Origin of the sequence: Reyranella sp., assembly GCF_965279465.1 — a bacterium.
Classification (GTDB): domain Bacteria; phylum Pseudomonadota; class Alphaproteobacteria; order Reyranellales; family Reyranellaceae; genus Reyranella.
On the sequence record NZ_OZ257242.1, the window covers coordinates 6635051 to 6655198 of the forward strand.

Annotated in this window: 32 protein-coding genes and 1 pseudogene; 2 read left to right on the top strand and 31 right to left on the bottom strand. The window is 64.9% G+C overall.

Going from position 1 to position 20148, the window contains the following annotated elements:
- The first annotated feature begins 1 nt into the window (after position 1).
- Positions 2-642 (top strand): annotated as a pseudogene (locus tag ACQY8M_RS32200) (PQQ-binding-like beta-propeller repeat protein).
- Positions 643-788: 146 nt separating this feature from the next.
- On the opposite strand, the gene rplQ reads toward ACQY8M_RS32200, so the two are convergent.
- The 31 genes from rplQ to rpsL form a co-directional block, all read right to left on the bottom strand.
- Complete coding sequence (gene rplQ / locus ACQY8M_RS32205; protein WP_428664924.1) at positions 789-1211, bottom strand: 50S ribosomal protein L17; 423 nt, start codon at positions 1209-1211, stop codon at positions 789-791.
- Between the two features lie 21 nt (positions 1212-1232).
- Entirely contained in the window at positions 1233-2249 is a 1017-nt protein-coding gene (locus ACQY8M_RS32210; protein ID WP_428664926.1) for a DNA-directed RNA polymerase subunit alpha, read from the bottom strand.
- A gap of 100 nt (positions 2250-2349) precedes the next feature.
- Positions 2350-2757, bottom strand: coding sequence for a 30S ribosomal protein S11 (gene rpsK, locus ACQY8M_RS32215; RefSeq protein WP_428664929.1), 408 nt, complete (start codon positions 2755-2757; stop codon positions 2350-2352).
- Positions 2758-2772: 15 nt separating this feature from the next.
- A complete protein-coding gene (rpsM, locus tag ACQY8M_RS32220; RefSeq protein ID WP_428664931.1) occupies positions 2773-3150 on the bottom strand; it encodes a 30S ribosomal protein S13 in 378 nt (125 codons plus the stop codon).
- Between the two features lie 121 nt (positions 3151-3271).
- A complete protein-coding gene (locus tag ACQY8M_RS32225) occupies positions 3272-3922 on the bottom strand; it encodes an adenylate kinase (protein WP_428664933.1) in 651 nt (216 codons plus the stop codon).
- A gap of 5 nt (positions 3923-3927) precedes the next feature.
- Positions 3928-5274, bottom strand: coding sequence for a preprotein translocase subunit SecY (gene secY, locus ACQY8M_RS32230; protein ID WP_428664936.1), 1347 nt, complete (start codon positions 5272-5274; stop codon positions 3928-3930).
- Between the two features lie 23 nt (positions 5275-5297).
- On the bottom strand, positions 5298-5777 hold the full coding sequence (rplO, locus tag ACQY8M_RS32235; RefSeq protein ID WP_428664939.1) for a 50S ribosomal protein L15: 480 nt from the start codon (positions 5775-5777) through the stop codon (positions 5298-5300).
- A complete protein-coding gene (rpmD, locus tag ACQY8M_RS32240) occupies positions 5774-5971 on the bottom strand; it encodes a 50S ribosomal protein L30 (protein WP_428664942.1) in 198 nt (65 codons plus the stop codon). The genes rplO and rpmD overlap by 4 nt, the downstream gene beginning before the upstream one ends.
- 11 nt (positions 5972-5982) lie before the next feature.
- On the bottom strand, positions 5983-6582 hold the full coding sequence (gene rpsE, locus ACQY8M_RS32245) for a 30S ribosomal protein S5 (protein ID WP_428664945.1): 600 nt from the start codon (positions 6580-6582) through the stop codon (positions 5983-5985).
- A gap of 11 nt (positions 6583-6593) precedes the next feature.
- The gene (rplR, locus tag ACQY8M_RS32250) at positions 6594-6956 is read right to left on the bottom strand and encodes a 50S ribosomal protein L18 (protein WP_428664948.1); all 363 of its coding nucleotides are present in this window, start codon (positions 6954-6956) and stop codon (positions 6594-6596) included.
- A gap of 11 nt (positions 6957-6967) precedes the next feature.
- Positions 6968-7501 (bottom strand): 50S ribosomal protein L6, encoded by a 534-nt coding sequence (gene rplF, locus ACQY8M_RS32255; RefSeq protein ID WP_428664951.1) that lies wholly within the window; start codon positions 7499-7501, stop codon positions 6968-6970.
- Positions 7502-7503: 2 nt separating this feature from the next.
- Entirely contained in the window at positions 7504-7902 is a 399-nt protein-coding gene (gene rpsH, locus ACQY8M_RS32260) for a 30S ribosomal protein S8 (RefSeq protein ID WP_428664954.1), read from the bottom strand.
- A 16-nt stretch (positions 7903-7918) separates the two neighbouring features.
- Complete coding sequence (gene rpsN / locus ACQY8M_RS32265; protein ID WP_428664956.1) at positions 7919-8224, bottom strand: 30S ribosomal protein S14; 306 nt, start codon at positions 8222-8224, stop codon at positions 7919-7921.
- Positions 8225-8239: 15 nt separating this feature from the next.
- Complete coding sequence (gene rplE, locus ACQY8M_RS32270; RefSeq protein WP_428664958.1) at positions 8240-8782, bottom strand: 50S ribosomal protein L5; 543 nt, start codon at positions 8780-8782, stop codon at positions 8240-8242.
- 12 nt (positions 8783-8794) lie between these two features.
- Positions 8795-9106 (bottom strand): 50S ribosomal protein L24, encoded by a 312-nt coding sequence (rplX, locus tag ACQY8M_RS32275; protein ID WP_428664961.1) that lies wholly within the window; start codon positions 9104-9106, stop codon positions 8795-8797.
- Between the two features lie 2 nt (positions 9107-9108).
- On the bottom strand, positions 9109-9477 hold the full coding sequence (gene rplN / locus ACQY8M_RS32280; protein WP_428664964.1) for a 50S ribosomal protein L14: 369 nt from the start codon (positions 9475-9477) through the stop codon (positions 9109-9111).
- A gap of 21 nt (positions 9478-9498) precedes the next feature.
- A complete protein-coding gene (gene rpsQ / locus ACQY8M_RS32285) occupies positions 9499-9747 on the bottom strand; it encodes a 30S ribosomal protein S17 (RefSeq protein ID WP_428664967.1) in 249 nt (82 codons plus the stop codon).
- 10 nt (positions 9748-9757) lie between these two features.
- Positions 9758-9949: a 50S ribosomal protein L29 gene (rpmC, locus tag ACQY8M_RS32290; protein ID WP_428664969.1), complete on the bottom strand. Its 192-nt coding sequence runs from the start codon at positions 9947-9949 to the stop codon at positions 9758-9760.
- Positions 9950-9965: 16 nt separating this feature from the next.
- Positions 9966-10379, bottom strand: a complete 414-nt coding sequence (rplP, locus tag ACQY8M_RS32295; RefSeq protein ID WP_428664972.1) for a 50S ribosomal protein L16 — start codon at positions 10377-10379, stop codon at positions 9966-9968.
- Between the two features lie 6 nt (positions 10380-10385).
- On the bottom strand, positions 10386-11105 hold the full coding sequence (rpsC, locus tag ACQY8M_RS32300; protein ID WP_428664975.1) for a 30S ribosomal protein S3: 720 nt from the start codon (positions 11103-11105) through the stop codon (positions 10386-10388).
- 1 nt (position 11106) lies between these two features.
- Positions 11107-11493, bottom strand: a complete 387-nt coding sequence (rplV, locus tag ACQY8M_RS32305; protein ID WP_428664977.1) for a 50S ribosomal protein L22 — start codon at positions 11491-11493, stop codon at positions 11107-11109.
- Between the two features lie 4 nt (positions 11494-11497).
- Positions 11498-11776 carry a 30S ribosomal protein S19 gene (rpsS, locus tag ACQY8M_RS32310; protein WP_428664979.1) on the bottom strand — a complete coding sequence of 93 codons (279 nt, stop codon included), beginning with the start codon at positions 11774-11776 and terminating at the stop codon, positions 11498-11500.
- A gap of 10 nt (positions 11777-11786) precedes the next feature.
- The gene (rplB, locus tag ACQY8M_RS32315; RefSeq protein ID WP_428664981.1) at positions 11787-12617 is read right to left on the bottom strand and encodes a 50S ribosomal protein L2; all 831 of its coding nucleotides are present in this window, start codon (positions 12615-12617) and stop codon (positions 11787-11789) included.
- Between the two features lie 15 nt (positions 12618-12632).
- Complete coding sequence (locus ACQY8M_RS32320) at positions 12633-12956, bottom strand: 50S ribosomal protein L23 (RefSeq protein ID WP_428664984.1); 324 nt, start codon at positions 12954-12956, stop codon at positions 12633-12635.
- On the bottom strand, positions 12953-13573 hold the full coding sequence (rplD, locus tag ACQY8M_RS32325; protein ID WP_428664986.1) for a 50S ribosomal protein L4: 621 nt from the start codon (positions 13571-13573) through the stop codon (positions 12953-12955). The genes ACQY8M_RS32320 and rplD overlap by 4 nt, the downstream gene beginning before the upstream one ends.
- A gap of 10 nt (positions 13574-13583) precedes the next feature.
- Positions 13584-14330 carry a 50S ribosomal protein L3 gene (gene rplC / locus ACQY8M_RS32330; RefSeq protein ID WP_428664988.1) on the bottom strand — a complete coding sequence of 249 codons (747 nt, stop codon included), beginning with the start codon at positions 14328-14330 and terminating at the stop codon, positions 13584-13586.
- 25 nt (positions 14331-14355) lie between these two features.
- Positions 14356-14670 carry a 30S ribosomal protein S10 gene (gene rpsJ, locus ACQY8M_RS32335; protein ID WP_296387062.1) on the bottom strand — a complete coding sequence of 105 codons (315 nt, stop codon included), beginning with the start codon at positions 14668-14670 and terminating at the stop codon, positions 14356-14358.
- Positions 14671-14703: 33 nt separating this feature from the next.
- Positions 14704-15894: an elongation factor Tu gene (gene tuf, locus ACQY8M_RS32340; RefSeq protein WP_428664991.1), complete on the bottom strand. Its 1191-nt coding sequence runs from the start codon at positions 15892-15894 to the stop codon at positions 14704-14706.
- A gap of 31 nt (positions 15895-15925) precedes the next feature.
- Positions 15926-18031: an elongation factor G gene (gene fusA, locus ACQY8M_RS32345; protein WP_428664994.1), complete on the bottom strand. Its 2106-nt coding sequence runs from the start codon at positions 18029-18031 to the stop codon at positions 15926-15928.
- A gap of 35 nt (positions 18032-18066) precedes the next feature.
- Entirely contained in the window at positions 18067-18537 is a 471-nt protein-coding gene (gene rpsG / locus ACQY8M_RS32350) for a 30S ribosomal protein S7 (RefSeq protein ID WP_428664997.1), read from the bottom strand.
- 15 nt (positions 18538-18552) lie between these two features.
- Complete coding sequence (gene rpsL, locus ACQY8M_RS32355) at positions 18553-18924, bottom strand: 30S ribosomal protein S12 (protein WP_428664999.1); 372 nt, start codon at positions 18922-18924, stop codon at positions 18553-18555.
- Between the two features lie 590 nt (positions 18925-19514).
- Between rpsL and ACQY8M_RS32360 the strand changes: the two genes are divergently transcribed.
- Positions 19515-20072 carry a GNAT family N-acetyltransferase gene (locus ACQY8M_RS32360; protein ID WP_428665002.1) on the top strand — a complete coding sequence of 186 codons (558 nt, stop codon included), beginning with the start codon at positions 19515-19517 and terminating at the stop codon, positions 20070-20072.
- The last annotated feature ends 76 nt before the right edge of the window (positions 20073-20148 follow it).

Sequence of the window (20148 nt, forward strand, 5' to 3'; positions counted from 1 at the left end):
CATGAACACCACACCAGCCACCATCGTCCACGAATACGGACCCTTTCCCGGCATCGAAGCCGTGCATGGCGTCACCTATGACGGCCATCACGTCTGGTTCGCGTCCGGAGAAAGATTGAACGCCTTCGATCCGGCCAGCGGCAGGATACTGCGTTCGATCAATGTCGCCGCGGATGCGGGAACGGCCTTCGACGGCCGGCATCTGTTCCAGATCGCCGAGAGACGCATCCAGAAGATCGATCCGATGACCGGCAGGGTGCTCGCGACGATCCCGGCGCCCGGCAACGGCGGCGACTCGGGGCTCACCTGGGCCGAAGGCACGCTCTGGGTCGGGCAGTATCGCGACCGGAAGATCCACCAGATCGATCCCGAGACGGGCGCGATCCTTCGCACCATCGAGTCCAACCGCTTCGTCACCGGCGTCACATGGGTCGAGGGAGACCTCTGGCATGGCACCTGGGAAAGCGACGAAAGCGAATTGAGGCGGGGGTCGACCCCCGAACCGGAGAGGTCCTGGAGGCCCTCGCGATGCCGCCCGACGTGGGCCTATCGGGGCTCGAGTCCGGCGGCGGCGACCGGTTCTTCTGCGGCGGCGGAAACAGCGGCAAGGTGCGAGCCGTCCGCCGGCCGAAGCGCGGATAGCGGCGCGCGTTCTCTTCCTCATTGGACCGCGAGCTTCCAGCTCGCTCAAGCTCATGAGCGAGCTGGAATCTCGAGGTCCGGAAGACAAAGAAAAACGCCCGGTGTTGCCACCGGGCGTTTCGCATTTCGTGCCGGAAGAGACAGGCTTATGCCGCCTCCTGCTGCTCGGCCTGGTCGGCCGAGGGACCGCTGTCCTGGCCCTTGGCAGCGGTGTCACGCTCGACGAACTCGATCACGGCCATCTCGGCCATGTCGCCGAAGCGGTAGCCCGACTTCAGGACGCGCAGGTAGCCGCCATTGCGCTTGGAGTAGCGCGGTCCGAGCGTGGTGAACAGCTTGTCCGCGACGTAGGGGTCGCGCAGGAAGCCGATCGCCTGGCGGCGGGCGTGCAGACCGCCCTTCTTGCCGAGCGTGACCAGCTTCTCGACGATCGGACGCAGGTCCTTCGCCTTGTGGAGCGTGGTCGTGATCTGCTCGTGCTTGATCAGGGCGCCGGCGAGATTCATGAACATCGCCTTGCGATGCTCGGCGGTGCGGTGGAATTTCCGGCCGCGATTGTTATGACGCATGACTGTTGTCCTTCTGCCGGCCTAGTACGGCTCTTCCAGCCGCTTGGCCATTTCCTCGATATTGTCCGGCGGCCAGCCGGGGATCTCCATGCCGAGATGCAGGCCCATGCCGGCCAGCACTTCCTTGATCTCGTTCAGCGACTTGCGGCCGAAGTTCGGCGTACGCAGCATCTCCGCCTCGGTCTTCTGAACCAGATCGCCGATGTAGATGATGTTGTCGTTCTTCAGGCAGTTGGCCGAGCGGACCGAGAGCTCGAGCTCGTCGACCTTGCGCAGCAGGTTGCGGTTGAACGGGAAGTCGTCCTGCTGCTCTTCCTTGCGGACCTCGCGCGGCTCCTCGAAGTTGATGAAGAGCTGCAGCTGATCCTGCAGGATGCGCGCGGCGAGCGCCACGGCGTCGGCCGGGGCCGTCGTGCCGTTGGTCTCGACAGTCATCGACAGCCTGTCGTAGTCGGTGACCTGGCCGACGCGGCTGTTCTCGATCTTGTAGCTGACCCGTTTGACGGGGCTGAACACCGAGTCGACCGGGATGAGGCCGATCGGCGCGTCTTCCGGACGGTTCGCCGAGGCCGGGATGTAGCCTTTGCCCGTGGCGACCATCAGCTCCATCGAGATCGAGGCTCCGTCGTCGAGCGTGCAGATCAGGTGCTTGGCGTCCATGATCTGGACGTCGCCCGGCAGCTCGATCATGCCCGCTGTCACTTCGCCCGGGCCGACGGCGCGCAGGTAGAGACGCTGCGGACGATCGCCTTGCATCTTCACGGCCATCGCCTTGATGTTCAGGACGATGTCGACGACATCCTCACGGACGCCCGGAATCGAGGAGAACTCATGCAGCACGTTGTCGATCTTGATCGACGTGACGGCGGCACCCTGCAGAGACGACAACAACACACGACGCAGCGCATTGCCGAGCGTCAGGCCGAAGCCCCGCTCGAGCGGCTCGGCGACGATCGTCGCCGTCCGGCTGGCATCGACGCCAGCCTCGGTGACGAGCTTCTCCGGCTTGATAAGATCTTGCCAGTTCTTTTGGAGCACGGGGGCTACCTCTCTAGACCGGTTGGTTCAAGCGCATCCGAAAGGATGCGCGACACATTCTAAAAAGAGCCGGCGCAAGAAATGCGCCGAGGCTCGGAACTCAGACGCGACGGCGCTTCGGCGGGCGGCAGCCGTTGTGCGGGATCGGCGTCACGTCGCGGATCGAGGTGACGGCGAGGCCGACGGCCTGCAGCGCACGCAGCGCCGACTCGCGACCCGAACCGGGACCGCGCACCAAAATCTCGATGGTGCGCATGCCGTGCTCCATGGCCTTGCGCCCCGCGCCTTCGGCCGCCATCTGGGCAGCGAACGGCGTCGACTTGCGCGAGCCCTTGAAGCCCTGCTGACCCGACGACGACCAGGCGATGGCGTTGCCCTGGGCGTCCGTGATCGTCACGATCGTGTTGTTGAACGAGGCATTCACGTGCGCCACGCCCGCGATGATGTTCTTGCGTTCCTTGCGACGGGGACGCGCGGCGCCGGTGGCGGCGGCTGCTGCTTTGGCCATGACCCTGATCCCCTCTTACTTCGTCACTTTTTTCTTGCCGGCAATCGGCTTCGCCGGCCCCTTGCGGGTGCGCGCATTGGTATGGGTGCGCTGGCCGTGGACCGGCAGGCCGCGGCGATGCCGCAAGCCGCGATAGCAGGCGAGATCCATCAGGCGCTTGATGTTCATCGCGGTTTCGCGACGCAGGTCGCCTTCGACCGTGTAGTCCCGATCGATCGTCTCGCGGATCCGGATGACCTCATCGTCGGTCAGCGTGTTCACGCGACGCGACTGGTCGATCCCCACTTTCCCCAGGATCTCGACGGCTTTCGCCTGGCCAATCCCGTGGATGTACTGCAGCCCGACGACCACCCGCTTGGCGGTCGGAATGTTGATGCCGGCTATACGAGCCAAAGTTCGAACTCCTTCAATGACTTACGGCGCGCTGACGCGCGCCCGTACGACGTTCCGCTGGCCCCGGAAAAGCGCGCGATTATAGGGATCGCGGCCCCCGAGTCAACGGACCTTCTGAATGTCAAGCCCCCACCAGGACAGCGCGGATCTGACGGTACACTTCGTCCATCGCGGCCATGCCATCGACCTTCTTCAGGACCCCCTTTGCCCGATAGTAGGGCAGCAGGGGCTCGGTCTGGGCGCGATAGGCAGCCATCCGGGTCTTCATGGTCTCCGCATTGTCATCCGGGCGGCGGGTGAATTCCGTCGATCCGCAGACATCGCAAACCCCTTCGACCTTCGGCCGCTTGAATTTGTCGTGATAGCCCGTGCCGCACTTGGCGCAGGTGAATCGGCCGACGACACGCTCGGTCAGCGCGGCCTCGTCGACCTCCATCTCGATCACCTGGTCGAGCTTCTTGCCGGTCTTGTCCAGCATGGTGTCCAGTGCCTGGGCCTGGGCCTCGGTGCGCGGAAAGCCGTCCAGGATGAAGCCCTTGGCGCAGTCCGGCCGGGCGATTCGATCCTCGATCAGGCCGACCATCAACGCATCCGGAACCAGCTTGCCCGACGCCACGATGCCCTTGGCTTGCTCGCCGAGGACGCTCCCCGATTTCATCTCTGCCCGCAGCATGTCGCCCGTGGAGAGCTGGACCATGCCGAGGTCGTTTTGCAACCGCTGGGCCTGGGTGCCCTTTCCGGCGCCCGGTGGACCCAGAAGAATAATGTTCATCGTTCCTAGCGTCCCCTGCCCCTGAGGCGGGCCTTCTTGATGAGACCTTCATACTGATGCGCCAGCAAATGCGCCTGGATCTGGGTCACGGTATCGAGCGTGACCGACACCACGATCAGCAGGCTAGTGCCGCCGAAGTAGAACGGCACGCCGCCGCGGGCGATCAGCAACTCGGGCAGGATGCAGACCGCCGAGAGATAGAGCGCACCGATGACCGTGAGCCGGTTCAGGATGTATTCGAGATATTCGGCCGTGTTCTTGCCGGGCCGGATGCCGGGCACGAAGCCGCCATTCTTCTTGAGATTGTCCGCGGTGTCGACCGGGTTGAACACCACCGTCGTGTAGAAGAAGCAAAAGAAGACGATCAGGCCGATGTAGGACAGCAGGTACAGCGGCGTGCCGTGAGCGAGATAGGTCGCGATCCACTGGGCCACGCCGGGCTCGCCGCCGCTGCCCTGGAACGAGGCGATGGTAGCCGGAAAGAGCAAAAGCGATGACGCGAAGATCGGCGGAATCACACCGGAAGTGTTGATCTTCAGCGGCAGGTGCGAGGCCTCGCCGCCATACATCCGGTTCCCCACCTGGCGCTTGGGATATTGCACCACGATTCGTCGCTGTGCCGTCTCGACGAAGACGACCACTGCCACGACTGCCACGATGCCCAGGGCCAGGGCGATGATGAACAGCGCCGACAGCGCTCCGGTGCGGCCGAGCTCGAGGGTCTGGATCAGCGCGCTGGGCAGTGCCGCCACGATTCCGGCGAAGATGATCAGCGACGTCCCATTACCGACGCCGCGCGCCGTGATCTGCTCGCCGATCCACATCAGCAGCAGTGTGCCGCCGACCAGGGTGACGATGGTCACGAAGCGGAAAAACAGGCCGGGATCGTGCACGACCGGCCCCATCGAGGCGGTCTGGCTCTCGAGGCCAACGGCGATGCCGTAGGCCTGGAACGTTGCGAGGATCACCGTGCCGTAGCGGGTGTATTGATTGATCTTCTTGCGGCCGGCCTCGCCCTCCTTCTTCAGCGCCTCGAGCGACGGCACGACCGTCGTCAGGATCTGCATGATGATGGAGGCCGAGATGTACGGCATGATCGACAAGGCGAGAATCGACATGCGGCCGATCGAGCCGCCCGAGAAGACGTCGAGCATTCCGGCGATTCCGCCGGCATTCTGCTGGAATATCTCGGCCAGCGCGCTCGGGTCGACGCCGGGAACGGGAATATAGGCGCCGATGCGGAAGACAAGGAGTGCGCCAATGGTGAACCACAGGCGCTTCTTCAGCTCGGTCGCCTTACCGATCGAACCCCAATTCAGGTTGGAGGCGAGTTGCTCGGCGGCTGATGCCATGGACGACCCTCACGCGTGAACGGTTAGGCGGCCTCGGCAGCTGGCTTGGGAGGCAGCTCGACCTTGCCGCCGGCCTTCTCGACCGCGGCGATCGCCGACGCCGACGCGCCCGCGACCTTCACTTCAATCTTGGCAGTCAGCTCGCCTTTTCCAAGAAGGCGAACGCCGTCCAGCGCATGCTTGAACAGGCCGGCCTCCTGCATGGCCGCTGCATCAATCAGCTTGCCGGCGTCGATCTTCTTCTCGTCGATCGCCTTCTGCAGAGAGCCGAGATTCACGACCTGCCAGCTCTTCTGATGCGGCGGACGGAAGCCACGCTTGGGAATGCGACGGTACAGCGGCATCTGGCCGCCTTCGAAGCCTTTGATGGCCACGCCGGTGCGGGACTTCTGGCCCTTGACACCGCGGCCGGCCGTCTTGCCCTTGCCCGAGCCGATGCCCCGGCCCACACGCATGCGGCCCTTGCGGGCGCCGGCATTGTCGGCGATTTCGTTCAGTTTCATCGTGCCGATTCCTCATCGACGCGCACCAGATGGCGCACCTTGTTGATCATGCCGCGCACCGACGGCGTGTCCTCGAGAACCTTGCTGCGGTGGCGCTTGTTCAGCCCCAGGCCCTTCAGCGTGGCGAGCTGGTCGTCCGTGCGCCCGATCGGGCTGCCGGTCTGGGTGACCTTCACGGTCTTCTTGTCAGACATGGTCATTCTCCTCAGGCGGTCGCCTCGACGACGGTCTGGTCGCCATCGCGACGGCCGAGCAGGTCACCGACCTTCTTGCCGCGGCGGGTCGCAACCATGCGCGGGGAATTCAGCTTCTCGAGGGCGACGAAGGTCGCCTTGATCATGTTGTGCGGGTTCGACGTGCCGACCGACTTGGCGACGATGTCCTTGATGCCGAGCGTCTCGAACACCGCGCGCATCGGACCGCCGGCGATGATGCCGGTACCGGCCGGGGCGGCGCGGAGCGTCACCTTGCCGGCGCCGAAGCGGCCCTTGACGTCGTGATGCAGGGTGCGGCCGTCGCGCAGCGGCACGCGGACCAGCCCGCGCTTGGCAGCTTCCGTGGCCTTGCGGATCGCCTCGGGCACCTCGCGCGCCTTGCCGGCGCCGTGGCCGACGCGGCCGCGCTGGTCACCGACCACCACGATCGCCGCAAAGGCGAAGCGCCGACCGCCCTTCACCACCTTCGCGACGCGATTGATGGTGACCAGCTTGTCGGTCAGTTCGTTTTCCTCGTCGTGGCCGCCGCGATCGCGGCCCCGATCGCGTTCGCGCGGGGGGCGGCCGGAACCGGAGGGTGAACGGGCCATGTGCTAACTCCTCAGAACGACAGGCCGCCCTCTCGGGCGGCGGCGGCCAGCGCAGCGACGCGGCCGTGATACTGGTAACCGCCGCGGTCGAACACGACGGCCTTGACGCCGGCGGCGAGCGCGCGCTCGGCGATCAGCTTGCCGACCTCGGACGCGGCGTCCTTGTCGGCGCCGGTCTTCAGCTTGGCCCTGAGACCTTCGTCGAGCGACGAGGCGGCCGCCAGGGTCATGCCCTTACGGTCGTCGATGACCTGGGCGTAGATGTGCTTGCCCGAGCGGAACACGCTGAGGCGAGGGCGTTCGCCGGCGGCCTTGCGCAGCGCGTAGCGTGCGCGGCGCTGGCGGCGGGCGAAAAGTGCTTTGGTATCGGCCATGGTTGATCGCCTTACTTCTTCTTGCCTTCCTTGCGCCGGATCGTCTCCGTCGAGTACTTGATGCCCTTGCCCTTGTACGGCTCGGGCGGACGCAGGCTGCGGATCTCCGCGGCGAGCTGTCCCACTCGTTGACGATCGGCCCCGGTGATCTCGATTTCGGTCGGCTTGACCGCCCGGATCTGGATGCCGGCGGGAATCGGGACTTCGACGTCGTGGCTGAAGCCGAGCTGCAGCTTCAGGTTCTTGGCGTCCGCCGCGGCGCGGTAGCCGACGCCGTTGATCTCGAGGTTGATGGTGAAGCCATCCGAGACGCCACGGACCATATTGCTCACGAGGTTGCGCGCGGTGCCCCACTGCATGCGCGCGCGGCGGCTCTCGCCACGCGGCTTGAAGTTGAGGTTGGCACCGTCGCGCGAGATCTCGACGTCGTCATGGACGACGAACGCGAGCTCGCCGCGCTTGCCCTTGACCTTGAGCGCCTGGCCCTGGAGGTCGACGGTGACGCCCGCGGGGACGACGACCGGGTTCTTGCCGACTCGCGACATGGTCAGAACACCTTGCAGAGGACTTCGCCGCCAACATTGGCGGCACGCGCTTCGGCGTCCGACATGATGCCGCGCGGTGTGGACAGGATGGAGATGCCGAGACCGTTGAAGTGGCGCGGCAGCTCGCGGATCTTGGAGTAGACGCGGCGGCCCGGGGTGGAGACGCGCTTGATCTCCTTGATGACCGGCTTGCCGTTGTCGTACTTCAGCTCGACGCGAAGTTCCTTCACGCCCTTGCGCAGCTCTTCCTCGAACCAGCCGCGGATGTAGCCTTCGCGCTGGAGCACATCGAGAACGTTCGAACGCATGCGCGAGGCCGGCACGGTCACGCTGTCGAGGCGTGCCGACTGGCCGTTGCGGATACGTGTCAGCAAATCGCCGACGGGATCTGTCATCGCCATGGTCTGCGGGCTCCCGTTACCAGCTCGACTTCACGACGCCGGGCAGGGCACCCGACGACGCCAGCTCACGCAGCGCAAGGCGCGAGAGCTTGAACTTGCGATACACGGCCCGCGGGCGGCCCGTAATCTCGCACCGATTGCGAATGCGCGTCGGCGAGGAGTTGCGCGGCAGCTCGGCGAGCTTGAGCCGGGCGCCGAAGCGATCCTCCGGCGTTAGCTTGTCGTCCACCGCCATCGCCTTCAGCTTGGCGCGCTTGCCGGCATACTGCTTCGCCATCTTGGCGCGCCGGTTATTCTTCTCGACTGAACTCTTCTTGGCCATTCTTGTTCTCCGGCCTCAGTTCACGAAGGGGAAGTCGAAAGCACGGAGAAGCGCCTTGGCTTCCGCGTCCGTCTTCGCCGTCGTGCAGATGATGATGTCCATGCCGCGGACCATGTCGACCTTGTCGTACTCGATCTCCGGGAACACGATCTGCTCCTTGAGACCCATGGCGAAGTTGCCGCGGCCGTCGAACGAATTGCCGTTCAGCCCGCGGAAATCGCGGACGCGCGGCAGCGCGATGTTCACCAGCCGGTCGACGAACTCGTACATGCGGTCGCGCCGCAGCGTAACCTTGGCGCCGATCGACATGCCCTCACGCAGCTTGAAGGTCGCGATCGAGATGCGCGACTTGGTGACGACCGGCTTCTGGCCGGTGATCGCCGTCAGGTCGGCAACCGCGCCGTCGACGGCCTTGCGGTCGTTGACCGCCTCGCCGACGCCCATGTTGATCACGATCTTGTCCAGCTTCGGCACCTCGAAGGGGTTCTGGTAGGAGAACTCCTTGGTCAGGGCCTCACGGATGGTCTTGGTGTAGTGCTCTTGCAGTCGCGCGGGCATGGCCCGTTACTCCTAGCGGTCGAATGTTTCGCCGGAGGCGCGCGCGAAGCGCACTTTCCGACCGTCTTCCAGGAACCTGAAACCGACCTTGGTCGGCTTGTCGGACTTCGGATCGAGCAAGGCCACGTTGGAGACGTGGATCGCGGCCTCGCGCTCGATGATGCCGCCCTGTTCGGTGCGGCCAGGCTTGGTATGGCGCTTGATCATGTTCACGCCCGACACCACGACCCGGCTCTCGGTCGGCAGGACGCGGAGCACGTCACCGACCTTGCCCTTGCTGCGGCCGGCGATCACCTTCACGCGGTCGCCCTTCTTGATCTTCATGGCTAGAGGACCTCCGGCGCGAGCGAGATGATCTTCATGAACTTCTTGGCGCGCAGCTCGCGGGTCACGGGACCCGAGATGCGGGTGCCGATCGGCTCGTTCTGCTTGTTGATCAGCACCGCTGCGTTGCGGTCGAAGCGGATGGCGCTGCCGTCGCCGCGGCGCAGCGGGAAGGAGGTGCGCACGACCACGGCGCGGTGCACTTCGCCTTTCTTCACGCCGCGACGCGGCAGGGCGACCTTGATGGACACGACGATGATGTCGCCGATGCTCGCATACTTGCGGCGCGAGCCGCCCAGCACCTTGATGCACTGGACCGTCTTGGCGCCGGAATTGTCGGCGACGTCGAGATTGGTTCTCATCTGGATCATGTGAGTGCTCCCAACCCGTCTCTAGGCGCTCGCGCCGTCGACCAGAACTTCCCAGCTCTTGGTCCTCGACATCGGGCGGCATTCGCGGATCTTCACGGCCTCGCCGACCTTGCCCTTGAAGGCGTTGGTCTCGTCGTGCGCGTGATACTTCTTCGAGCGGCGAATGAACTTCTTGTAGATCGGATGCTGGACGCGGCGCTCGACCTTCACGACGATGGTCTTGTCCATCTTGTCGCTCACGACGACGCCTTCGAGAATTCGTTTCGGCATTGACGACTCCTTAACCCGCGGCCTTCTCGCCCAGCACCGTCTTGATGCGGGCGATGTCGCGGCGCACCTGGCGCACGCGTCCGGTCTTGCCGAGCTGACCGCCGGCCTTCTGGAAACGCAGGTTGAATGCTTCCTTGCGCAGGTTGCCGAGCTCTTCCTTGAGCTGGTCCTGCGTCTTGGGGCGAAGATCTGTGGCCTTCATGGATTTCTCCCTGACCCTATGCGCCGACGCGGGTGACGAAACGGGTCTTGATCGGCAGCTTGGCAGCGGCCAGCGCCAGCGCTTCCTTGGCGACCTGGGGGGGCACGCCTTCCAGCTCGAACAGGATGCGGCCCGGCTTCACGCGAGCTGCCCAGAACTCGGGCGCGCCCTTGCCGGAGCCCATGCGGACTTCGGCAGGCTTCTTCGAGACCGGCACGTCCGGGAAAATCCGGATCCACACGCGGCCGGCACGCTTCATGTGACGCGTGATGGCGCGGCGGGCGGCCTCGATCTGGCGCGCGGTCAGGCGGTCCGGCTCCATCGCCTTCAGGCCGAAGGACCCGAAGTCGAGGTTGAACCCGCCCTTGGCGGCACCGCTGATGCGGCCCTTGAAGGCCTTGCGGTATTTGGTTCGCTTGGGTTGCAGCATGACTTCTTACGCGTCCCTCTGCTCGGTGCGCTCGACCCGGGCCGGCGTCCGCTGTGGTGCGGCTTCCTCGGCGCGCTTGTCATGCGCCATCGGGTCGTGCGCCATGATCTCGCCCTTGAACACCCACACCTTGACGCCGCAGGTGCCAAAGGTGGTGAAAGCGGTGGCGGTACCGTAATCGATGTCGGCGCGCAGCGTGTGCAGCGGCACCCGGCCTTCGCGATACCACTCCATGCGCGCGATCTCGGCGCCGCCCAGGCGGCCCGAGCAGTTGATACGGATGCCGCCGGCGCCGAGGCGCATGGCCGACTGCACGGCACGCTTCATGGCGCGACGGAACGCGACGCGGCGCTCGAGCTGCTGGGCGATGTTCTCGGCGATCAGCGTGGCGTCGATCTCGGGCTTGCGGATCTCGACGATGTTCAGCGCAACTTCGCCCTTGGTCATCTTGGCGAGGTCGCCGCGCAGCTTCTCGATGTCGGCGCCCTTCTTGCCGATCACCACGCCCGGACGGGCGGTGTGGATCGTGACGCGGGCGCGCTTGGCCGGGCGCTCGATGACGATCTTGGCCACGCCCGCCTGCGCGAGCCGGTCACGCAACACCTTGCGGATGTGGATGTCCTCGTGGAGCATCTTCGAATATTCGTCGCCCTCGGCGTACCAGCGCGAGTCCCAGGTCCGGTTGATGCCGAGACGCAGGCCGATCGGATTGACCTTCTGACCCATGTTACTTTTCCTCCGCCTCGGGGCGCTCGCGCACCACGATGGTGAGATGGCTGAACGGCTTGATGATGCCGGCCGCGCGGCCGCGGCCACGGGTCTGGAAACGCTTCATGACGAGGCTCTTGCCGACCGACGCCTCGGCCACGATCAGGCGATCGACATCGAGGTTGTGGTTGTTCTCGGCGTTGGCGATCGCCGAGTTCAGCACCTTCTTCACGTCCTGCGCGATGCGCTTCTTGGAGAAAGTGAGCTCGTTGACGGCCGACGCCGCCTTCTTGCCGCGGATCGTGGCGGCCACGAGGTCGAGCTTGCGCGGGCTGACGCGAACGGTACGCAGCACGGCCTTGGCCTCGTTGTCCGCCTCGCGGCGGGGTGCGGATGGCTTGCTCATCGCATTAATCCTTTGAGACCTTCTTGTCGCCGCTATGGGACGTGAAGGTGCGGGTCGGTGAGAACTCGCCGAGCTTGTGTCCGACCATCTCCTCGGAGACGTTCACCGGGATGAACTTCTTGCCGTTGTAGACGCCGAACGTCAGACCGACGAACTGCGGCAGGATCGTCGAGCGGCGCGACCAGGTCTTGATCACATCGCTGCGCACGCTGCCGCGCGCCTTCTCGGCCTTCTTGATCAGGCTGCCCTCCACGAAGGGGCCCTTCCAGACGGAACGTGCCACTGCCTATCTCCTACCGCGTCGCGTGACGGCGACGGACGATGAACTTGTCCGTGGCCTTGTTCTTGCGGGTCTTCTTGCCCTTGGTCGGCTTGCCCCACGGGGTGACCGGATGACGGCCACCCGAGGTCTTGCCTTCGCCACCGCCGTGCGGATGGTCGACCGGGTTCATGACGACGCCGCGGACCACCGGCCGCCGGCCGAGCCAGCGGCTGCGGCCGGCCTTGCCGACCACCGTGTTCTGGTTGTCCGGATTGCTGACCGCGCCGACGGTGGCCAGGCACTCGGCCGGCACCACGCGCACTTCACCCGAATTGAGCTTCAGCTGGGCGTAGCCCGCGTCCTTGCCGACGAGCTGGACGTAGGTCCCGGCGGAGCGTGCAATCTGGCCGCCGCGGCCCTTCTTCATCTCGACGTTATGTACGATTGTGCCGACCGGCATATTGGCCAGGGGCATGGCGTTGCCAGGCTTGATATCGACCTTCTCGCCCGACATTACCTCGTCGCCCGCCTTCAGGCGCTGCGGCGCCAGGATGTAGGAGAGCTCGCCGTCGGTGTACTTGATCAGCGCGATGAAGGCCGACCGGTTGGGATCGTACTCCAGGCGCTCGACCGTGGCGGTCACGCCGAACTTCCGGCGCTTGAAGTCGACCAGGCGCAGACGCCGCTTGTGGCCGCCGCCGCGATGGTTCGCGGTGATGTGGCCGTGGTTGTTGCGGCCGCCCGCCTCGCTCTTGCCTTTGGTCAGCGCCTTGACCGGCTTGCCCTTCCAGAGGCCCGTGCGGTCGACGATGACCAGCTGCCGCAGCGACGGCGTGGTCGGCTTGAATGTCTTGAGAGCCATCTTTATTCCCCCGTCCTACAGGCCCGTGGTCACGTCGATCTTGTGACCCTCGACCAGCGAGACGATCGCCTTCTTCCAGTCGCCACGCACACCCGGCCGGCCCTTGAAGAGCTTCTTCTTGCCCTGCACGTTGACCGTGTTCACCGCCTTCACCTTGACTTTGAACAGGCCTTCGACCGCCTGCTTGATCTCGGGCTTGGTGGCGTCAGCCGCGACCTTGAAGGTCACCTGGCTGTGTTCCGAACCGTTGGTCGTCTTTTCCGTGATCAACGGTGCGCGGATGACTTCATACATGCGTGCACGGCTCACGGTGAGCTTGATCGGTGGTCTCGCGCTCATTGGAGGCGCTCCTCGAGATGCTTCACGGCGTCCTTGGTCAGCACCAGCGTGTCGCGGCGCAGGATGTCGTAGACGTTCGCGCCCTGCTGCGGCAGCACATCGACGTGAGCAATGTTGGCCGCGGCACGAGCGAAGTTGGTGTCGACCTCGGCACCGGCGATAATCAGAACCGACGACACGCCGAGCTTGCCGAAATGGCCCTTGAGCTTGGCCGTCTTGGGCTCGGCGAGCGCAGCCTGGTCGACGACGATCAGCTTGCCTTCGGCCGCCTTGGACGAGAGCGCACAGCGCAACGCCAGCTTGCGGACCTTCTTCGGCAGGTCCGAGGCGTGGCTGCGCACGACCGGACCGAACGCCTTGCCGCCGCCGCGGAACTGCGGGGCCGCCTTGTTGCCGTGGCGGGCTTGGCCGGTGCCCTTCTGCGCATACATCTTCTTGGCCGTGGCCGTCACCTCGGAGCGGCCCTTGGTCTTGTGCGTGCCCTGCTGGCGGCGCGACAGCTGCCACACCACGCAGCGCTGCAGGATGTCCTTGCGGACGGGAGCGCCGAACACCGCATCGGCGAGATCGATCTCGCCGGCGCTGTCGCCCTCGATGGTCTTGACCGCGATCTTCATTCTCGGATCCTCAAGCCTGCGGCGCGGCGTCGGCCGCCCCACTCGATTCAGCAGGCGCCTCGGGAGCGGCAGCTTCCGCAGCGGTCTTTCGCAGGCCGGCCGGGTACGGCGCATCCTTGTGACGGGCCTTCTTGGACGCGTCCTTGACGATGATGTAGCCATTGGCCGCGCCGGGAACGGCGCCGGACACAAGCAGCAGGCCCTTCTCGTCGTCGGTGGCGACGACCTTGAGATTCTGCGTGGTCACGCGCTCGCTGCCATAGTGACCGGCCATCTTCTTGCCCGGGAAGGTACGACCCGGATCCTGGCGGTTGCCGGTCGAGCCGTGCGAGCGGTGCGAGACCGAGACGCCGTGGCTCGCCTCGAGGCCGTGGAAGTTCCAGCGCACCATCGAGCCGGTGAAGCCGCGGCCGATCGTGGTGCCGACGACATCGACGAACTGGCCCGGCACGAAGTGGCTCGGCACCAACTCGGCGCCGACCTCGAGCACGGCATCCTTGGCGACCCGGAACTCGACCAGCTTCTTCTTCGGCTCGACCTTGGCCTTGGCGAAGTGACCGCGCATCGGCTGGGTCACGTTCTTCACCTTGGCCTTGCCGTAGCCGAGCTGCACGGCGGTGTACTTGTCCTTCTCTTCCGAGCGGACGGCAACAACCTGCAGTGTTTCAATCTTCAGAACGGTCACCGGCACATGTTCTCCCGCGTCGTTGAAGACGCGGGTCATGCCGACCTTCTGGGCGACGAGACCGCAACGCATGGTCTGTTCCTCTTCCCTGTCTCTCTTACGCGCCGAGCTTGATCTCGACGTCGACGCCGGAGGCGAGGTCGAGCTTCATCAGCGCGTCCACCGTCTGGGGCGTCGGATCGACGATATCGAGCACGCGCTTGTGAGTGCGGATCTCGAACTGCTCGCGCGACTTCTTGTCGATGTGCGGCGAACGGTTGACCGTGAACTTCTCGATACCCGTCGGCAGCGGAATGGGCCCGCGCACCTGCGCGCCCGTCCGCTTGGCCGTGCTCACGATCTCGCTGGTCGACTGGTCGAGCACGCGATGATCGAAAGCCTTCAACCGAATGCGGATATTGGTATTGTCCATGGCCATTGTCTGTACTCGCCTGTCCGCCGGTTCTTACTTCACGACTTTGGTAACGACGCCGGCGCCGACGGTCCTGCCGCCCTCGCGGATGGCGAAGCGCAGGCCCTCGTCCATGGCGATCGGCTGGATCAGCTCGACCACCAGGCGGGCGTTGTCGCCCGGCATCACCATCTCGGTGCCTTCCGGCAGGGTCACCACGCCCGTCACGTCGGTCGTGCGGAAGTAGAACTGCGGACGGTAGTTGGTGAAGAACGGCGTGTGCCGCCCGCCCTCTTCCTTGGTCAGGATGTAGGCTTCGGCCTCGAAGTTGGTGTGCGGCGTGATCGACCCCGGCTTGGCCAGAACCTGGCCGCGCTCGACATCCTCGCGCCCGATGCCGCGCAGCAGCGCCCCGATGTTGTCCCCCGCCTCCCCCGAGTCCAGCAGCTTGCGGAACATCTCCACGCCCGTAACCGTCGTCTTCGCCGTCGCCTTCAGCCCGACGATCTCCACTTCCTCGCCGACCTTCACGATCCCGCGCTCCACGCGACCCGTCACCACCGTGCCGCGGCCCGAGATCGAGAACACGTCCTCGATCGGCATCAGGAACGGCTTGTCCTTGTCGCGCGTCGGCTGCGGGATGTACTTGTCGACCTCTTCCATCAGCTTCAGGATCGACTGCTCGCCCTGCTCCGGCGCCTTGTCCTCCAGCGCCATCAGCGCCGAGCCCCGAACCACCGGAATGTCGTCGCCCGGGAACTGGTAGCTCTTCAACAGCTCGCGCACCTCGAGCTCGACCAGATCCAGCAACTCCGGATCGTCGACCATGTCGACCTTGTTCATGTACACCACAAGCGCCGGAACGCCGACCTGCCGCGCCAGCAGGATGTGCTCGCGAGTCTGCGGCATCGGACCGTCCGCCGCCGACACCACCAGGATCGCTCCGTCCATCTGCGCCGCACCCGTGATCATGTTCTTCACGTAGTCCGCATGGCCCGGGCAGTCGACGTGCGCGTAATGCCGGTTCGTCGTCTCGTACTCGACGTGCGCCGTCGAGATCGTGATGCCGCGCTCGCGCTCTTCCGGCGCCTTGTCGATCTGGTCGTACGCCGTGAACGTCGCCCCGCCCGTCTTCGCCAGGATCTTCGTGATCGCCGCCGTCAGCGACGTCTTGCCGTGATCGACATGCCCGATCGTCCCGATGTTGCAGTGCGGCTTGTTCCGCTCAAACTTCGCCTTCGTCATGGTTGTCTTCCTTGCCTGATTCTATCGGTTATCAGCCGGCCAGCTTCGCAACGACCTCGTCCGCCACGGCCTGCGGGACAGGCGCGTAGTGATCGAAGGTCATGGTGTAGGCCGCACGTCCCTGGGTCATCGACCGCAGCGTGTTCACGTAGCCGAACATGTTGGCCAGCGGAACCATCGCCTCGATGACCTGAGCGTTGCCGCGGGCATCCATGCCGAGGATCTGACCACGACGGCTGTTCAAATCGCCGATGCAGTCGCCCATGTAATCTTCCGGCGTCACCACCTCGACCTTCATAATCGGTTCGAGCAGCTTGCACTGCGCCTTGGCGAGGCCTTCGCGAAAAGCCGCGCGGGCAGCGATTTCGAACGCCAGAACGCTGGAGTCGACGTCATGGTAGGCGCCGTCGATCAAGGTCACCTTGAAGTCGATCACCGGGAAGCCGGCGAGCACACCGGTATCGCGCGAAGCCTCGAGGCCCTTCTCGACGCCGGGGATGAACTCCTTCGGCACCGAACCGCCGACGACCTTGCTCTCGAAGCTGTAACCCGAGCCCGGCTCGCCCGGCTCAAACACCAGCTTGATGCGGGCGAACTGGCCGGAACCACCGGACTGCTTCTTGTGGGTGTAGTCGATCTCGGACTTGCGGCCGAGCGTCTCGCGATAGGCGACCTGCGGCGCGCCGACATTGGCGTCGACCTTGTAGGTACGGCGCAGGATGTCGACCTTGATCTCGAGATGAAGCTCGCCCATGCCCTTGATCACGGTCTGGCCCGTCTCCTGGTCGGTCGAGACGCGGAAGGTCGGATCCTCCTGGACGAGACGGCCCAGCGCCTGGCCGAGCTTCTCCTGGTCGGCCTTCGACTTCGGTTCGATGGCGAGCTCGATGACGGGATCGGGGAAGTCCATCTTTTCGAGGATGACCGGATTCTCGGGCGCGCACAGCGTGTCGCCGGTGGTGACGCTCTTGAGGCCCGCAAGAGCGATAATGTCGCCCGCGCGGGCTTCCTTCACGTCCTCACGATCGTTCGCATGCATCAACAGCATCCGGCCGATACGCTCCTTGCGGTCCTTCGTGCTGTTCAGCACGCCGGTCGCCGACTGCATCACGCCCGAATAGACGCGCGCGAAGGTGAGCGAGCCCACGAACGGGTCGGTCATGATCTTGAATGCCAGCGCCGACATCGGCGCATCGTCGCTCGACGGCAGCGTGATCGGCTCGTCGGTACCCATCTTCACGCCCTTGACGTCTTCGACGTCGGTCGGGGCCGGCAGATAGTTCACGACCGCGTCGAGCATGGGCTGAACGCCCTTGTTCTTGAAGGCCGAGCCGCACAGGATCGGTACGAACGCATAGTTGATCGTGCCCTTGCGGATGCACTGGATCAGCGTCTCGTAGTCCGGCTCCTCGCCATCGAGGAACTTCTGCATGGCATCGTCGTCCTGCTCGACGGCCATGTCGATCAGCTTGGCGCGATATTCCGCAGCCTTCTCGGCCATGTCGGCCGGGATCTCGACGACCTCGAACTTCGCGCCGAGCGTCTCTTCCAGCCAGATGATCGCCTTGTTGGCGACCAGGTCGACGAGACCCTTGTAGCCGCCCTCGGAGCCGATCGGGAGCTGGGTGACCAGCGGCTTGGCGCCGAGCCGATCGACGATCATGTCGACGGTGCGATAGAAGTTCGCGCCGGTGCGGTCCATCTTATTGACGAAGCAGATGCGCGGCACGCCGTACTTGTCGGCCTGGCGCCACACCGTCTCGGACTGCGGCTCCACGCCGGCCACCGAGTCGAACACGCAAACCGCGCCGTCGAGCACGCGCAGCGACCGCTCGACCTCGATCGTGAAGTCGACGTGGCCGGGCGTGTCGATGATATTCACGCGATAGCTGACGTCCTTGTACGGGCCGGTCTCGACCTTCCAGAAGCACGTGGTCGCGGCGGACGTGATGGTGATGCCGCGCTCCTGCTCCTGCTCCATCCAGTCCATGGTCGCAGCACCGTCGTGCACTTCGCCGATCTTATGCGACTTGCCGGTGTAGTAGAGGATGCGCTCGGTCGTCGTGGTCTTGCCGGCATCGATGTGGGCCATGATGCCGATGTTGCGATAGTGCGCGATAGGAGTAGTGCGAGCCATGGTCGGGGCTTTCCAGGTCGAGAGGGCCGGGTCGATTACCAGCGGTAATGCGCGAACGCCTTGTTGGCGTCGGCCATCTTGTGGGTGTCCTCGCGCTTCTTCACCGCGTTGCCGCGGCGATTGAACGCGTCGAGCAGCTCGGCAGAGAGCTTCTCCCGCATGCTGTGGCCCGAGCGATCGCGGGCGGCCTGGATGATCCAGCGGATGGCGAGCGCCTGGCGGCGCTCCGGACGGACTTCGACCGGCACCTGGTAGGTGGCGCCGCCGACACGGCGCGAGCGAACCTCGACGGCCGGCTTCACGTTCTCCAGCGCCTCGTGGAAAGCCGGGATCGGATCCTGCTTGAGCTTGCCTTCGATCTCGTCGAGCGCGCCATAGACGACCCGCTCGGCGACCGACTTCTTGCCACGCTCCATGAGCGTGTTCATGAACTTGGACAGAACGACGTCCCCGAACTTGGCGTCCGGCAGGACTTCACGTTTTTCAGCAGCGCGACGGCGAGACATGTGAGTTCCTCCGCCTTACTTCGGACGCTTCGCGCCGTACTTCGAACGGCGTTGCTTGCGGTCCTTGACGCCCTGGGTGTCGAGGGTGCCGCGAATGATGTGATAGCGGACGCCGGGCAGATCCTTGACGCGACCGCCGCGGATCATGACCACCGAATGCTCCTGCAGATTGTGGCCCTCGCCCGGGATGTAGCTCACGACCTCGTAGGCATTGGTCAGGCGCACCTTGGCGACCTTGCGGAGCGCCGAGTTCGGCTTCTTCGGGGTCGTCGTGTAGACGCGGGTGCAAACGCCGCGCTTCTGCGGGCAGGCCTGCAGCGCCGGCACCTTGTTGTGCGCCTTGAGCGGGCGGCGGCCCTTGGCAATCAGCTGGTTGATGGTCGGCATTGATTTCGGTTTCCTTGTCGCCGTCTCGGGTCCACCCAGGCATGGCTACGGCGCAAAGCAGATGCGCGGGCATAGCGGCAAGAGCGCAGCCCGCGCTGGAATTTGCTGTGCGGCCTGAAGGCCTTGCTTGTAGCGGTCCTCGACGTCCGGCTGCGTTTAGGCTTTTCGCCTACCACCAGCCTTTCGCCGAAGTGGCGCGCTTATATTGCTGCGTTCCCTGCACGTCAAGCACAGTGCAGTGCTTTTCGCCTTTGATTTCCTTGGCTATTTCTCGCAGGTGCGAATTGACTCGTTCCTGAGTCGTACTGGTGATGTTGCGAAAGAATCTATCAACCACATGTTGGGGGCCTCACTCTTTTCGACACAAATATTTACATCGCAGGCGGCGCGCGGTATGTGAGTGACATGCTGCGTCGCGTCACCCGCATTAATTCGGTCGCCAAAGGTACCTTTGGGGCGGAGTTAGTCGTGCGCGCGATCTTCTGATCCAGAGCCGATCCTGACCCCGACCCCGCCGAGATGGACGGGGTCACGCAGCAGGTCCCGCCCTCCGGCAAACGGAAGCGAGACTTGAGATGTCCCCGCCCAGCATGCCTCCCACCCCGGTGCTTCATACGCCGCGTCTCGTGCTGCGTCCTGTTCGCAGCAAGGACGCGCCGGTCATCCAGCGCCGCTTCCCGCAATGGGAGGTCGTGCGCTGGCTCAACGCCAAGATTCCCTGGCCCTATCCCGCCGACGGGGCCGCCACCTACGTTGCCACCTGCCTCGAAGAGATGGCTCGGGGTGCGAAGTCACACTGGGCGATCGTGCCCAAGAAAGGGCCAGCCGACCTGATTGGCATTATCGACCTGTGGCCCGACGACGGCGCGAGCCGCGACCAGCGCGGCTTCTGGCTCGATCCGGCGTTCCAGGGCCAGGGGTTGATGACCGAGGCCGCCGACCGGGTGACCGACTACGCCTTCCGGCAGCTCGGCTGGCCCTGTCTCTGGCTCAGCAATGCGCAGGAGAACCTCGCCTCGCGCCGGATCAAGGAGAAGCAGGGCGCCCAGCTCGTCGACATCATGATCGGCCGGTACGTCGGCGGCGAGACCTCGCAGATGGTTTGGCAGCTGATGCGCGAGGACTGGGTCGGCCGCCAAGCGGCTTGAATCTTCGCTTGGCGTCACTGAGCGGCGCGCCCTTAGCAAAAAAGAAAAGCCGTCGTCTTACGACGACGGCTTCCGT

What these genes read in the sequence shown, in the direction of transcription:
- rpsG (WP_428664997.1), bottom strand. Translation starts at nt 18,537, where the DNA reads ATGTCTCGCCGTCGCGCTGCTGAAAAACGTGAAGTCCTGCCGGACGCC.
- rpsJ (WP_296387062.1), bottom strand. Translation starts at nt 14,670, where the DNA reads ATGGACAATACCAATATCCGCATTCGGTTGAAGGCTTTCGATCATCGC.
- secY (WP_428664936.1), bottom strand. Translation starts at nt 5,274, where the DNA reads ATGGCATCAGCCGCCGAGCAACTCGCCTCCAACCTGAATTGGGGTTCG.
- rplD (WP_428664986.1), bottom strand. Translation starts at nt 13,573, where the DNA reads ATGAAGATCGCGGTCAAGACCATCGAGGGCGACAGCGCCGGCGAGATC.
- rpsC (WP_428664975.1), bottom strand. Translation starts at nt 11,105, where the DNA reads ATGGGTCAGAAGGTCAATCCGATCGGCCTGCGTCTCGGCATCAACCGG.
- rpsL (WP_428664999.1), bottom strand. Translation starts at nt 18,924, where the DNA reads ATGCCGACCATCAACCAGCTGATTGCCAAGGGCCGCCGCCCGCTCAAG.
- rpsH (WP_428664954.1), bottom strand. Translation starts at nt 7,902, where the DNA reads ATGGCGATGACAGATCCCGTCGGCGATTTGCTGACACGTATCCGCAAC.
- ACQY8M_RS32360 (WP_428665002.1), top strand. Translation starts at nt 19,515, where the DNA reads ATGCCTCCCACCCCGGTGCTTCATACGCCGCGTCTCGTGCTGCGTCCT.
- rpmD (WP_428664942.1), bottom strand. Translation starts at nt 5,971, where the DNA reads ATGTCTGACAAGAAGACCGTGAAGGTCACCCAGACCGGCAGCCCGATC.
- rplO (WP_428664939.1), bottom strand. Translation starts at nt 5,777, where the DNA reads ATGAAACTGAACGAAATCGCCGACAATGCCGGCGCCCGCAAGGGCCGC.
- tuf (WP_428664991.1), bottom strand. Translation starts at nt 15,894, where the DNA reads ATGACGAAGGCGAAGTTTGAGCGGAACAAGCCGCACTGCAACATCGGG.
- rpsE (WP_428664945.1), bottom strand. Translation starts at nt 6,582, where the DNA reads ATGGCCCGTTCACCCTCCGGTTCCGGCCGCCCCCCGCGCGAACGCGAT.
- rplN (WP_428664964.1), bottom strand. Translation starts at nt 9,477, where the DNA reads ATGATCCAGATGAGAACCAATCTCGACGTCGCCGACAATTCCGGCGCC.
- rplP (WP_428664972.1), bottom strand. Translation starts at nt 10,379, where the DNA reads ATGCTGCAACCCAAGCGAACCAAATACCGCAAGGCCTTCAAGGGCCGC.
- rplV (WP_428664977.1), bottom strand. Translation starts at nt 11,493, where the DNA reads ATGAGCAAGCCATCCGCACCCCGCCGCGAGGCGGACAACGAGGCCAAG.
- rpsK (WP_428664929.1), bottom strand. Translation starts at nt 2,757, where the DNA reads ATGGCCAAAGCAGCAGCCGCCGCCACCGGCGCCGCGCGTCCCCGTCGC.
- rplR (WP_428664948.1), bottom strand. Translation starts at nt 6,956, where the DNA reads ATGGCCGATACCAAAGCACTTTTCGCCCGCCGCCAGCGCCGCGCACGC.
- rpsN (WP_428664956.1), bottom strand. Translation starts at nt 8,224, where the DNA reads ATGGCCAAGAAGAGTTCAGTCGAGAAGAATAACCGGCGCGCCAAGATG.
- ACQY8M_RS32225 (WP_428664933.1), bottom strand. Translation starts at nt 3,922, where the DNA reads ATGAACATTATTCTTCTGGGTCCACCGGGCGCCGGAAAGGGCACCCAG.
- ACQY8M_RS32320 (WP_428664984.1), bottom strand. Translation starts at nt 12,956, where the DNA reads ATGAGCGCGAGACCACCGATCAAGCTCACCGTGAGCCGTGCACGCATG.
- rplB (WP_428664981.1), bottom strand. Translation starts at nt 12,617, where the DNA reads ATGGCTCTCAAGACATTCAAGCCGACCACGCCGTCGCTGCGGCAGCTG.
- rplQ (WP_428664924.1), bottom strand. Translation starts at nt 1,211, where the DNA reads ATGCGTCATAACAATCGCGGCCGGAAATTCCACCGCACCGCCGAGCAT.
- fusA (WP_428664994.1), bottom strand. Translation starts at nt 18,031, where the DNA reads ATGGCTCGCACTACTCCTATCGCGCACTATCGCAACATCGGCATCATG.
- rplX (WP_428664961.1), bottom strand. Translation starts at nt 9,106, where the DNA reads ATGAAGATCAAGAAGGGCGACCGCGTGAAGGTGATCGCCGGCCGCAGC.
- rplF (WP_428664951.1), bottom strand. Translation starts at nt 7,501, where the DNA reads ATGTCGCGAGTCGGCAAGAACCCGGTCGTCGTCCCCGCGGGCGTCACC.
- rpsQ (WP_428664967.1), bottom strand. Translation starts at nt 9,747, where the DNA reads ATGCCGAAACGAATTCTCGAAGGCGTCGTCGTGAGCGACAAGATGGAC.
- rpmC (WP_428664969.1), bottom strand. Translation starts at nt 9,949, where the DNA reads ATGAAGGCCACAGATCTTCGCCCCAAGACGCAGGACCAGCTCAAGGAA.
- rplE (WP_428664958.1), bottom strand. Translation starts at nt 8,782, where the DNA reads ATGCCCGCGCGACTGCAAGAGCACTACACCAAGACCATCCGTGAGGCC.
- rplC (WP_428664988.1), bottom strand. Translation starts at nt 14,330, where the DNA reads ATGCGTTGCGGTCTCGTCGCCCAGAAGGTCGGCATGACCCGCGTCTTC.